We start from the raw sequence: 12094 nt of genomic DNA, 5'->3' as shown, positions 1-12094 counted from the left end.
GGCTCAGGGGGCGGTCGAACGCATCGCCCCGTACGACGTCACCGGCGCCGGCCGGGTGTCGAGGGCGCCCCGGGCCAGCAGGAACTGCGCGGCGACGTACGTGAGCATGATCCAGAAGTCGGGGCGCGGGGGCCGCGGCCAGTCGGCGACGCCGGTCGCGATGAGGGTGTCGGAGAGGAGGAACAGCGCGCCGCCGAGACCCGCGACGAGGCCGAGGCGGGTGGCGGCGGTGTACGCCATGGCCGTGAGGAGGGTGCTGTAGCAGGCGACGGGGATGCGGAGGTCCGCCGGGAGATCCGGCCACAGGAGGGCGACGGTGGCGATCAGAGCGGCGGCGTAGCCCGGGGCGAGGAGGGCGGCACGCGCGCGGGGTGGGCCGTTGCGGTGGAAGAGGGCGAGGTAGCAGACGTGGCCGACGGCGAAGGAGGCCATGCCGGCGAGGAAGGCGGGGTCGGCGTCGGACAGGAGCAGGACGTCGCCGCCCCAGCCGCACAGGAGGGCGGCGACGAGCGGCCGGGGTGCGCCCCGTACTGCGGCCCAGGCGGCCAGGAGCGGCATCAGGAGGGGCTTGGCCGCCAGGTGGCCGGGGGTGAAGCCGGCCACGAGGCTCAGCAGGTCGACGGCGGTGGCGACGGCGAGGGCGACGAGGAGGAGGCCGGGCAGGCGGGGGCGGCGGGGACGGGTCACGCTGCCGTGGTCTCCTCGACCGGCGTGGACGTGCCGGCGGGGGCGGTGACGGGCGTCGGCTGCCAGCCCGGTCCGCGGAACACACGCCCGGCCCGCTCGCGCCAACTGCGCGCCGTCTTCAGGTCCTTGGCGATGGCGACGTACTCATGGGTGGCCACCTTCACGGGGTTGTACGTGTTGATGTTCTTCGTCAGCCCGTAGACAGGCCGTTCGACCTCCGGCACGAAGGATCCGAAGAGCCGGTCCCAGACGATGAGGATGCCGCCGAAGTTGCGGTCCAGGTAGCCGCCCTGGGAGGCGTGGTGGACGCGGTGGTGGGAGGGCGTGTTGAAGACGAACTCGAACCAGCGGGGCATCCTGTCGATGCGCTCGGTGTGGATCCAGAACTGGTAGACGAGGTTCGCCGAGGAGCAGAAGGCGAGGGCGGCCGGGTGCACGCCGGCGGCGACCAGCGGGACGTAGAACGGCCAGACGGTCAAGGACGTCCAGGGCTGGCGCAGCGCGGTGGTGAGGTTGAACTTCTCGCTGGAGTGGTGGACGACGTGGCAGGCCCACAGGATGCGGACGACGTGGTGGCCTCGGTGGGACCAGTAGTAGAAGAAGTCCTGCGCGAGCAGCATCAGCGGGATCGTCCACCACAGGACGGGGACGCGCAGCGGGGTCAGTTCGTGGAGCGCGGTGTAGATCGCGACGATCGGGATCTTCCAGAGCAGGTCGAAGACCAGGCTCCCGAGCCCCATGCCGATGCTCGTGGCCGCGTCCTTGGCCTCGTAGCCGGCCGCGTCCTCGTCGGGATGGAGACGGACGCTGATCATCTCGACCACGGTGAGCAGCACGAAGGCGGGTATCGACCACAGCACGACATCGGGCAGGTTCGGCATGGGGGCACCGTAGAACCGCTGGTGGGCCGCGGCTAGACGTTGTTACCCACAAGTATTACCGGGGGTACGCGCTTGCTTCTTGGCGATCTCCGCCAAGCGGAGGCCTCGCCCGCGCACGTGAGCGGCACCGCGCCCGCGCACGTGAGCGCACCGCATGCGTCAGTGGCGCGCCTTCCCCCGACAAATCAGTGGCGCCCCTTTCTCCGCCCGGCCTAAAGTCACCCCAACGGGGGCGGCTCCGCCGCGTGCTTCCTTCTCTTCTTCCGACGAATCCGTAGCGCGCCCACTCTCCGCCCCCGTTTCAGACCGACCTCTCGCCCCGACTCGCACGACGAGTCCGGGTACCTTCCACGCGTTCCGGGGGATTCCGCTTGTCCGTACTCGCGTCCGTGCTGCTCCGCCGTCTCCGTACCGTCTACGTCGACCAGGCCGGGCCGCGGCCGGGTGACCCGTCGACGGACGAGGGGCTCGTCGCGCTCGAAGCCGAGCTGCTGGAACGGGGATTCGCACCGAACGCGCAGTTGCGGGCGGCGCTGGCGTGGCTGGGGCCCGCCGGGCTGGCCGACGCGGGGCGGCAGATGATCGCGCACATCGACGCCGAACTGGGCGCCGACCGTACGCACATGCCGCTGTTCCGCAGCTTCCCGGCCTCCGTGCCGGACGACACCTTCCAGCTGTGGATCGACCGGGTCTTCACGCTGCTGCTGCAGTGGCCGAAGCAGCCGTGCGTGCTGTGCGGCACGGTCGGCGGCGTGCACCCGGTGTCGCCGTGCGCGCATCTGGTGTGCCGGGAGTGCTGGGACGGCGCGGACTACTCGGGCTGCCCGATCTGTCATCGCCGTATCGACCCCGCCGACCCCTTCTTGAAGCCGGCTCCGCCGCGGCACGCGCGCGAGGTGTCCGTCGGCCCGCTGAGGGTGCTCGCGCTCGGGTTGGACGCGCGCGCCGACGCCGTGACGGCGCTGCGGACGCTGCTGGCCCGTCGTACGCCGCTGCCGCCGCGGGACCGGGAGGACCTGGCGGTGCTGCTGGCGCACGCGCCGGCGGGGGTCGAGTGGTTCCCGGAGGAGATTCCGGTGCGGGAGACCAAGGCGCTGGTGCTGGGGCGGATGCTGCGTGTGCGCGAACGGCGCGCGGACGCCCTGGAGTTGCTCGACCGGCATCTGACGACCGCGACCGACGTGTTGCGGCTGCTGTGCGTGTGGTCGGGGGGCGAGGCCGATCTGATCGAGCCGCCGCGGCTGCGGTCGGTGCCGCGCGGGCTGCGCCGCCGGCTGCTCGGCCTGCTCGACGGACTGTCGGCGCCCTCGCTGGTGGAGGACGTGCTGCGGCATCCGGTCCTGTGGAAGCGGGCCGCGGAGATTCTCCACCCGTACGAGCAGCACGCCCGCCATCCGAAGGCCGCGATGGCGTTCGCCGTGCTGCGGGGGACGGACGTGTCGGGGGCGGGGGCGCCGGGGCCCGCGGGCACCCCGGGTGACACCCGGCCGCGCGACACCGCCACCTCGGCCGCCCGGGCCGACGGGACGCCGCCGCACGCCACCGGCATCCCGGGCGCCGCGCTCACCGAGCCCCTCCCCCACCCCGCGAACACCCACGGCACCGCTGCCTCGGCCGCCCGGGCCGACGGGACGCCGCCGCACGCCACCGGTGTCCCGGGCGACGGGGCCGGCGAGCCCCTCCCCCACCCCGCGAACACCCACGGCACCGCTGCCTCGGCCGCCCGGGCCGACGGGACGCCGCCGCACGCCACCGGCATCCCGGGCGCCGCGCTCACCGAGCCCCTCCCCCACCCCGCGAACACCCACGGCACCGCCACCTCGAACGCCGAGGCCGACGGGACGCCGCCGCACGGCACCGGTGTCCCGGGCGACGGGGGCGGCGAGCCCCTCTCCCAGCCCGTGAACACGCCTGGCACCACCCTTGGCGAAGTCCTGCTTCGCACCGCCGCCGCGTATCCCGACGCCGTCCGTGTCGACGGCGCCCGGCTCCGTGCCGTCACCTTCAGTGCACGCGTCGAGCAGGCGCTGGGCGAGAAGGACACCGCGGGCGCCCTCGCGTTGCTGGCCCGGCGGCCCGGGGAGCTGCTGCGCCGCCTCGACCACCTGCTGCGGCTGCGCGAACTCGACGCCCTGCCGGAGGACTTCGCGGACGTGCTGCGGCGGGCCCTGCCACAGGCGGGTCCGGCGCCGCTGCTGGCCGCGCTCGGGCGGCTGAGGATCCGTCACCTGCCCACCGAGCGGCGGGTGTTCTTCCCACGTGGCCGGGTCACGCACGCGTACACCCTCGACGACACCCGCGCCCCGCTGTCGCCCGCCGTGACCGGCGAGGTGTGCGCGCTGCTGGAGGCCGAGGCGGTGCGCCGGCTGTCCGCCGCCCCGCGTGTCGACCTGGCCGTGCTGGACTCGGCGCTCACCGGTCTCGCCGTGCCGGCCACCGAGCGCGCCGACACCAAGGCCCTGGTCTCCGTGCCGCGCGGCAGCACGCAGCCGCTGCCCGACGGCGAGGTCATGCGGCTGTTCCTGCACTGGACGGAGCCCGCGAAGACCCGTGTCGACCTCGACCTGTCGGTGGCGCTGTACGACGAGAACTGGGAGTTCGCCGGCCTGTGCGACTACACCAACCTGGTGTACGGCGAGCGGTGGGCGGTGCACTCCGGCGACCTGACGTCGGCCCCCGCGCCGGACGGTGCCACCGAGTACGTCGACCTGGACCTCACCTCGCTCGGCAGCCGCGGCGTGCGGTACGCGCTGCCCGTCGTCTTCAGCTTCAACGACATCCCCTTCGAACGGCTCCTGGACGCCTTCGCGGGCTTCATGACCCTCCCCTCGGCCGCCGAGGAGGCCCGCGACGCGTCGTACGACCCGCGTACCGTGCGCCAGCGCTACGACCTGGTCGGCGATTCCCGCGTCCACGTCCCGCTCCTGGTCGACCTGCGCGACCGCACGTTCCTGTGGACGGACCTGCACCTGTCGGCCGCCGAGGGCTACCACAACGTGTACCGGCACGCCGCCGACCTGGGCCGCGCCGGCCGTGACCTGTACCAGTACTTCGCCTCCGGCCGGACGACGCTGTGGGACCTGACGGTGTGGCATGCCGCCGCGCGCGCGGACGAGGTCGCGGTGGTACGGCGCGCGCCGCTGCCGGGCGACCGAGACGAGCTGTGGCACTACCTCCGGCGGGACGGCGAGACCGACACGGCGTTCGCGGCACGCGTGCGTGCGCTGGAGGCGCCCGAGCGGCGGGAGCGGCCGGACGGCGTGCCGGGCGGCGGCTCCGTCGACGAGCTCGCCGCCGAAGCCGCCGCCAAGAAGCACGTGTTGCTCGCGCTGGTGCACGGGGGCGTGGCGCCGGAGCGCGCGACCGGGGAGGTGTACCGGCTGCTGCCCGGCCCGGTCGACGGCTGCGGTCTGAGGCCGCTGGCGGCCGGGGACCTGGTGGCCGCGCTGGGCTGACGGCATCCCGGCCGGGCGCCCCGTGCGCCTCGACTGCCGGCCCACCGGTCGGGCGTCCCGGCCGAACTCCCGTGCGTCCGGAGCGCGTTCCGTCCGCCTTCGTCCCGCACGCGCGTGTGGCCGCGCCCGGTGCCGTACCGGGACTTGTGCACGGGGTGTCAGTGGCGGCCCGTATCCTCAGGGACCATGCTCGAAGACCGCACGACCACAGTGTCCTCCCCCACGGAGTGGCCGGCCGCGTATCCCCAGGGATACGCGGTCGTTGACGTGGAGACCACCGGCCTGGCCCGCGACGACCGGATCGTCTCCGCCGCCGTCTACCGGCTGGACGCGCGCGGTGAGGTCGAGGACCACTGGTACACGCTGGTCAATCCGGAGCGCGACCCGGGCCCGGTGTGGATCCACGGTCTGACCAGCGAGGCGTTGGAGGGCGCGCCCCTCTTCCCCGAGGTGGCCGAGGAGTTCGCGGCCCGGCTCGCGGGCCGGGTGCTGGTCGCGCACAACGCGGTCTTCGACTGGCAGATGATCGCGCGGGAGTACGCGCGCGCGGAGCGCGAGGCCCCGGTGAAGCAGCGGCTGTGCACGATCGCGCTCGCCAAGGAGCTGGCGCTGCCGCTGCCCAACCACAAGCTGGAGTCGCTGGCGACCCACTTCGGTGTCGTCCAGCGGCGCGCGCACCACGCGCTGGACGACGCGCGCGTGCTGGCGGAGGCGTTCCGGCCGAGCCTGCGGGCCGCGGCGGCGGGCGGTGTGCGGCTGCCGCTGCAGGAGTGCCGGCCGCTGACGGAGTGGCAGGACCGGCCCGTGCCCCGCATCGGGCAGCAGGCAGGCGGCCCCGGTGGCTACCGGCCGAGCAGCTGGCGCCCGTCCCGCAAAAGGCCCGCGTGCCCCTATCCCAACCCAGGTCGGTACGAAGAGGGCAAAAGGCTCAAGCAGGGCATGCGGGTGGCCTTCTCGGGTGACACGTCGGTCGACCGCGAACTGCTGGAGGACCGTGCGGCCGAGGCGGGGCTGCATGTGGCGACGAGTCTGTCGCGGCTGACCAGCCTGCTGGTCACGAACGACCCCGATGCGGGCACGTCGAAGGTGGTCAAGGCCCGGCAGTTCGGGACGCCGGTGGTCGACGAGGCGGCGTTCGGGCAGTTGCTGCGCGATGTGGAGCCCGCCGACGGGTGACCCGTACGTACGGGTGATTGGCACGCGACTCGCCCGTCGCCCGCTCGCCCGCGCCCCGGCGACCGCTCACCCTGTGGCGCATGGCGACATGTGAAGTGTGCGGCAACAACTACGGAATGACCTTCGAGGTGCACGCCCAGGGCGCGGTCCACGTCTTCGACTGCTTCTCCTGCGCGATCCACCGTATGGCCCCCATCTGCGAGCACTGTCGTGTGCAGATCATCGGCCAGGGCGTCGAGGTCGAGGGCCACTGGTACTGCGGCGCCCACTGCGCGCGGGCGGAGGGGAAGGTGGGCATCGTCGACCGCGTCTGAGCGCACCCTGCCGGAAGCACCCCACGGTCCGAGATGTACGGTCGTGGGGTGTACCGCTTCCTGTTGTCCCGGCAGTGGGTGATCATCACGCTGGTCGCCCTCCTCCTCATCCCCACGATGATCAGGCTGGGCATCTGGCAGATGCACCGCTACGAGGAGCGCTCCGCCCGGAACCAGCTGGTCTCCGACGCGCTCACCGCGAAGCCGGTGCCCGCGGAGAAGCTGACCTCGCCGGGACACACCGTCACCACCGACGAGCGGTATCGCACGGTGACCGCCGAGGGTCACTTCGACACCGAGCGGGAAGTCGTCGTCCGGCGGCGCGTCAACGCCGACGAGGAGGTCGGCTTCCACGTCCTCACCCCCTTCGTCCTGACGGACGGCAAGGTGCTGCTCGTCAACCGCGGCTGGATCCCCGCCGACGGTCCGAGCCAGACCGCGTTCCCCAAGATCCCCGCACCGCCCGGCGGCCGGATCACCGTCACCGGGCGGCTGATGCCCGACGAGACGACCGAGGCGAGCGGCATCAAGGACCTCAAGGGCCTGCCGGACCGGCAGATCATGCTGATCAACAGCGAGCAGGAGGCACGGCGCCTCGGCGCCCAGGTCCTCGGCGGGTACATCGCACAGAGCGCTCCCGAGCCCAAGGGCGACACCCCTGAGCTGCTCGGTAAGCCCGGCGACGAGAACGCCGCGCTGAACTACGCGTACGCCATCCAGTGGTGGCTGTTCTCCGCCGGCGTGCCCGTCGGCTGGGTGATCCTGGTCCGGCGTGAGCTGCGCGACCGCACGGAGAAGGCGCGGGAGGAGACGGAGCAGGCGGAGCCGGCGACGGTGTAGCGGGCTCCGGACGCACACCGCGCAGCGGGAGGGGCCCCGGCCGGGCGCCACTCGCACGCCCCGCGTCACTTCAGAGCACGGGCGAGCACCCACCGGACGCCGCGGCCGACGGGCGGTCCCTGCGGGGTGGTCCCGGAGGAGACCAGGGGGTGGAGGCCGGAGAGCGCGCCGCGCACGACAGTGCTCCAGCCGCTCCGGAGAGCCCGCCGCGCGCCACAGTGTTCCTGCCGCTCCGGAGAGCCCGCCGCGCGCCACAGTGCTCCAGCCGCCCGGCAGAGCGCGCCCACCAGCGGTGACAACGCCCGTGGGCTCCCGTCCGCTGTCGGTCTGTGCAAGAGTTGCCCACCCCGCCGGAACCGGATGACAGCGCGTTTCCCGTTTCCGGGGATTTCCCGCCGGTTTTCCGTCAACCGAATCGGTCGCCCGCGCAACCAATGCGTTGAGGGCACAGGCACACCAAGGACGGTGACCCATGGCCAACGGCGCCATGACCGCGACGTTCCTCGCCGTGATCGGCGCGGCGTCGCTGCTCGCCGTCACGGCACGGCGCCTGCGCCCCAGCGACCGGCTGCCGTCCCTCGAGGGCTGGGCGCTCGCCGACCGCAGCCTGGGCCCGGTGTGGACGTGGCTGCTGCTCGGCGGCACGATCTTCACCGCGTACACCTTCACCGCCGTGCCGGGGCTGGCGTACGGCAACGGCGCGCCCGCGTTCTTCGCGGTGCCGTACACGGTGATCGTCTGGCCGCTCGCCTTCGTCCTGCTGAGCCGTCTGTGGAGCGTGGCCCGCCGGCACGGCTACGTCACGGCCGCCGACTTCGTGCGCGGACGGTACGGGTCGCCGCCGCTGGCCCTGGTGGTCGCGCTGACCGGGATCCTCGCCACCATGCCGTATCTGGCGCTGCAACTGCTCGGTATACAGGCGGTGCTGACCGCGGGCGGGGTCTCTCCGCGCGGTCCGGCCGGGGACCTGGTGATGGTCGCGCTGTTCGCGGGGCTCGCGGTGGCCACGTACCGGCACGGGCTGCGCGCGCCCACGGTGATCTCCGCGCTGAAGGCGGTGGCGGTGTTCGTCTCGCTCACCGCCGTGTGCTGGCTGGTCCTTCAGCGGCTCGGCGGGCCCGGTCCGGTCTTCGAGGGCGCGGCCCGGCGCCTCGGCGGAACGGACCTCGCCCACTCCCCGCTGCTGCTCTCCCCCGACCAGCAGCCCGCGTACGCCACGCTGGCCCTCGGCTCGGCGCTGGCCCTGCTGATGTACCCGCACGTGCTCACCGCCGGGTTCGCCGCGGACGGGCCGCGGACGCTGCGCAAGGTCTCCGTGGCACTGCCCGCGTGGACGGGCCTGCTCGCCCTGTTCGGCTTCCTCGGCATCGCCGCCCTCGCGACCGGTGTGGAGGCCCCCAGGGGCGGTGCCGAGGCCGCCGTGCCCATGCTGGTCGACCGGCTGATGCCGGCGCCGCTGGCCGGGCTGGTGTTCGCCGCGATCACCCTGGGCGCGCTGGTCCCGGCGGCCGTGATGTCGATCGCCGCGGCGACGAGCTTCGTCCGCAACGTGTACGTCGAGTACGTCCATCCGACGGCCACGCCCAAGCGGCAGGTGCGCATCGCGAAGGCCGTGTCGCTCACCGCGAAGGTGGGCGCGGTGGCGTTCGTGTTCGGGCTGCGCGACCAGGACGCCGTCAATCTCCAGCTGCTGGGCGGGGTGTGGATCCTGCAGATCTTCCCGGCCGTGGCCGTCGGGCTGTTCACCGCGCGACTGCACCCGAGGGCGCTGCTGGCGGGGTGGGCCACGGGCATGGTCGCCGGAACCCTCCTGGTGGTGCGCGAGGGGTTCTCGTCCATCGTGCCCCTGGGTTCCGGAGCACCGGCGGTCTACGCCGGGCTCGCGGCCCTGCTGCTCAATCTGGCCGTCACGGTCACCGGCACCGCCGCCCTCGAACCCTTCGGCGTCCCGCGTGGCGCCGACGCGACCGACCTGCCGTCCCGCCTGACCGTCAGGCGACGCCCCGAGACGGGAGCGAACAACCCGTGAGACGCAGACACCCGATTCCCGTGCCCGAGCCGTTCGTCGAGCAGCAGGCTCTCGCTCCCGTGGTGACCGACCCGGCCGAGCTGGAACGCGAGGCCGGTGTCGCCCGGCTCTTCGAGCTGCACTACTCCTCGATGCTGCGGCTCGCCGTGCTGCTCGGCGCCGACGACCCGGAGAACGTGGTGGCCGAGGCGTACTACCAGATCTACCGCAAGTGGCGGCGGCTGCGGGACGTCGAGGCGGCGGAGGCGTATCTGCGCTCCACCGTCTGCAATCTGACCCGGATGCGGATACGCCACCTCCAGGTCGCCCGCAAGCACGTGGAGAATCCGCCGGAACTCCCGGACGAGACCGTCGCCTCCGCCGAGAGCACCGCGCTGCTCCGTGACGACCAGCGGGTGCTGATCGACGCCCTCCAGCAGTTGCCGGCGCGGCAGCGCGAGGCGCTGGTGCTGCGACACTGGCTGGGGCTGAAGGAGGGCGAGATCGCCGCCGCGATGGGCATCTCCTGCGGTTCCGTCAAAACCCACACCTCACGCGGCCTGGCCGCCCTGACCCAGGCGATGGAGGCCCGGCGATGACGCATCGAGATGCGACTCCGTCGCGTGACACCGGTGCGGACCGCACGGAGCGGGAGCTGCGCGAGGCCCTGGAGGCGCTGGCCGGAGGCGTGCGGGCGGCCCCCGACGCCTATCGCACGGCGCGCGGCGAATGGCTGCGCCGGGAACGGCGGCGACGGCTGGTGCTGGCCGTACTGATCGCCGTCGTCTTCACCCTGGCGACGCTGATCGGGCTGTGGGTGCTCAACCAGGCCCCCTCGGACCCCGGCGTGATCTTCTCCGGCACCGGCGACGCCGTGAGCCACGCGTCACTCCCCCGGCCGCAGCCCTGATTGCCCCCCGTGTCCGCCGGGAACCCGCACCCCGTGCACCCCCGTATCGAGGACTACGCCCTCATCGGCGACGAGCAGACCGCCGCCCTGGTCGGCCTGGACGGCTCTGTCGACTGGCTGTGCCTGCCCCGCTTCGACTCCCCGGCCTGCTTCGCCCGCCTCCTCGGCGACGAGGAGAACGGTCACTGGCGCATCGCGCCCAAGGGCGTCGACGGCCCCTGTACACGGCGCGCCTACCGCCCCGACACCCTCGTCCTGGACACCGAGTGGGAGACGGACGAGGGCGCGATCCGCGTCACCGACCTGATGCCGCAGCGCGACCGCGCCCCCGACGTCGTCCGCATCGTGGAGGGCCTGCGCGGCCGGGTCGCCGTCCGCAGCACGCTGCGGCTGCGCTTCGACTACGGCTGGGTCATCCCGTGGATGCGCCGGGTCGACGGCCACCGGGTGGCGATCGCCGGGCCGGACGCGGTCTGGCTGCGCAGTGAACCGGAGGTGCGCACCTGGGGCGAGGACTTCCGCACCCACTCCGACTTCACCGTCGGCGAGGGCGAGTCGGTCGCCTTCGTGCTGACCTGGCACCCCTCGCACCACCCGCGTCCACCGCTCGTCGACCCGTACGAGGCGCTGCGGCACAGCGTCGACGACTGGCAGAGCTGGTCGGCGCGGTGTCGCTACGACGGGCCCCACCGGGACGCCGTCGTGCGCTCCCTGATCACGCTCAAGGCCCTGACCTACGTGCCCACCGGCGGCATCGTCGCCGCGCTCACCACCTCCCTGCCCGAGGAGCTCGGCGGGGTGCGCAACTGGGACTACCGCTACTGCTGGCTGCGCGACTCCACCCTCACCCTCGGCGCCCTGCTGGCGGCCGGCTACCACGAGGAGGCCGAGGCCTGGCGCGACTGGCTGCTGCGCGCCGTCGCGGGCAGCCCGGCGGACCTGCAGATCATGTACGGGCTCGCGGGCGAGCGCCGGCTGCCCGAGTGCGAGCTGCCGTGGCTGTCCGGCTACGCCGGATCCCAGCCCGTACGCATCGGCAACGGGGCCGTGAACCAGCTCCAGCTGGACGTCTACGGCGAGGTCATGGACTCCCTGTCGCTGGCCCGCACCGCGGGCATGTCGCCCAAGCCGCACATGTGGTCGCTGCAGTGCGCGCTGATGACGTGGCTGAGCGAGAACTGGCGGCAGCCGGACGAGGGGCTGTGGGAGGTGCGCGGCGGACGCCGCCAGTTCGTGCACTCCAAGGTGATGGTGTGGGTGGCCGCCGACCGGGCCGTGCGCGCGCTGGAGCAGTACCCCGAGCTGCGCGGCGACCTGGAGGGCTGGCGAAAACTGCGCGACGAGGTGCACCAGGAGGTGTGCGAGAAGGGCTACGACCCGGAGCGGAACACCTTCACCCAGTACTACGGCTCCCACGACCTGGACGCCTCCCTGCTGCTGATCCCCCGCGTCGGCTTCCTGCCGCCCGACGACCCCCGGGTGACCGGCACCGTCGACGCGATCCGCGAGGAGCTCGGCCACGGCGGCCTGGTGCGCCGTTACAGCACCGACGGCACCACGGTCGACGGCCTGCCCGGCGACGAGGGCACCTTCCTGGCGTGCTCCTTCTGGCTCGCCGACGCGCTCCACATGACGGGCCGCACGAAGGAGGCGCGGGAGCTGTTCGAACGGCTCTGCCACCTGGCCAACGACGTGGGCCTGCTCGCGGAGGAGTACGACCCGGTGGGCGGCCGCCACCTCGGCAACTTCCCCCAGGCCTTCAGTCACATCGGCCTGGTCAACACCGCCCTCACGCTGTTCGACGGCGAGGGGGCAGGATAGGG

10 protein-coding genes are annotated in these 12094 nt (G+C 73.2%); 8 read left to right on the top strand and 2 right to left on the bottom strand.

Translation table 11 applies throughout. The annotated features are described in order from the left end of the window. Positions 1-3: 3 nt before the first annotated feature. Both ACPT94_RS21920 and ACPT94_RS21915 read right to left on the bottom strand, forming a co-directional pair. Positions 4-687, bottom strand: coding sequence for a lysoplasmalogenase (locus ACPT94_RS21920; RefSeq protein ID WP_425246598.1), 684 nt, complete (start codon positions 685-687; stop codon positions 4-6). Beyond that, entirely contained in the window at positions 684-1568 is an 885-nt protein-coding gene (locus ACPT94_RS21915) for a sterol desaturase family protein (RefSeq protein WP_425246597.1), read from the bottom strand. Before ACPT94_RS21915 ends, ACPT94_RS21920 begins: the two co-directional genes overlap by 4 nt. A 371-nt stretch (positions 1569-1939) precedes the next feature. Between ACPT94_RS21915 and ACPT94_RS21910 the strand changes: the two genes are divergently transcribed. The 8 genes from ACPT94_RS21910 (at position 1940) to ACPT94_RS21875 (ending at position 12092) form a co-directional block, all read left to right on the top strand. Continuing rightward, the gene (locus ACPT94_RS21910; protein ID WP_425246596.1) at positions 1940-5023 is read left to right on the top strand and encodes an MXAN_6230/SCO0854 family RING domain-containing protein; all 3084 of its coding nucleotides are present in this window, start codon (positions 1940-1942) and stop codon (positions 5021-5023) included. Between the two features lie 186 nt (positions 5024-5209). Beyond that, positions 5210-6199 carry a DEDDh family exonuclease gene (locus ACPT94_RS21905; RefSeq protein WP_360339956.1) on the top strand — a complete coding sequence of 330 codons (990 nt, stop codon included), beginning with the start codon at positions 5210-5212 and terminating at the stop codon, positions 6197-6199. A gap of 80 nt (positions 6200-6279) precedes the next feature. After that, positions 6280-6513 (top strand): hypothetical protein, encoded by a 234-nt coding sequence (locus tag ACPT94_RS21900; RefSeq protein WP_188291435.1) that lies wholly within the window; start codon positions 6280-6282, stop codon positions 6511-6513. Between the two features lie 48 nt (positions 6514-6561). Further along, positions 6562-7353, top strand: a complete 792-nt coding sequence (locus ACPT94_RS21895; protein ID WP_360339959.1) for an SURF1 family cytochrome oxidase biogenesis protein — start codon at positions 6562-6564, stop codon at positions 7351-7353. A gap of 472 nt (positions 7354-7825) precedes the next feature. Then, a complete protein-coding gene (locus ACPT94_RS21890; RefSeq protein WP_360339962.1) occupies positions 7826-9382 on the top strand; it encodes a sodium:solute symporter family protein in 1557 nt (518 codons plus the stop codon). A gap of 14 nt (positions 9383-9396) precedes the next feature. Beyond that, positions 9397-9960, top strand: a complete 564-nt coding sequence (locus ACPT94_RS21885) for a SigE family RNA polymerase sigma factor (protein ID WP_360340236.1) — start codon at positions 9397-9399, stop codon at positions 9958-9960. Further along, the gene (locus ACPT94_RS21880) at positions 9957-10271 is read left to right on the top strand and encodes a hypothetical protein (RefSeq protein ID WP_360339965.1); all 315 of its coding nucleotides are present in this window, start codon (positions 9957-9959) and stop codon (positions 10269-10271) included. The genes ACPT94_RS21885 and ACPT94_RS21880 overlap by 4 nt, the downstream gene beginning before the upstream one ends. 33 nt (positions 10272-10304) lie before the next feature. Then, on the top strand, positions 10305-12092 hold the full coding sequence (locus ACPT94_RS21875; RefSeq protein WP_360340239.1) for a glycoside hydrolase family 15 protein: 1788 nt from the start codon (positions 10305-10307) through the stop codon (positions 12090-12092). The last annotated feature ends 2 nt before the right edge of the window (positions 12093-12094 follow it).

Source organism: Streptomyces aurantiaciflavus (assembly GCF_049808595.1).
Lineage (GTDB): Bacteria > Actinomycetota > Actinomycetes > Streptomycetales > Streptomycetaceae > Streptomyces.
The sequence above is the reverse complement of the archived record's forward strand: the minus strand, read 5'-3'. Positions and strand labels throughout refer to the sequence as shown.

What these genes read in the sequence shown, in the direction of transcription:
- ACPT94_RS21915 (WP_425246597.1), bottom strand. Translation starts at nt 1,568, where the DNA reads ATGCCGAACCTGCCCGATGTCGTGCTGTGGTCGATACCCGCCTTCGTG.
- ACPT94_RS21905 (WP_360339956.1), top strand. Translation starts at nt 5,210, where the DNA reads ATGCTCGAAGACCGCACGACCACAGTGTCCTCCCCCACGGAGTGGCCG.
- ACPT94_RS21900 (WP_188291435.1), top strand. Translation starts at nt 6,280, where the DNA reads ATGGCGACATGTGAAGTGTGCGGCAACAACTACGGAATGACCTTCGAG.
- ACPT94_RS21890 (WP_360339962.1), top strand. Translation starts at nt 7,826, where the DNA reads ATGGCCAACGGCGCCATGACCGCGACGTTCCTCGCCGTGATCGGCGCG.
- ACPT94_RS21880 (WP_360339965.1), top strand. Translation starts at nt 9,957, where the DNA reads ATGACGCATCGAGATGCGACTCCGTCGCGTGACACCGGTGCGGACCGC.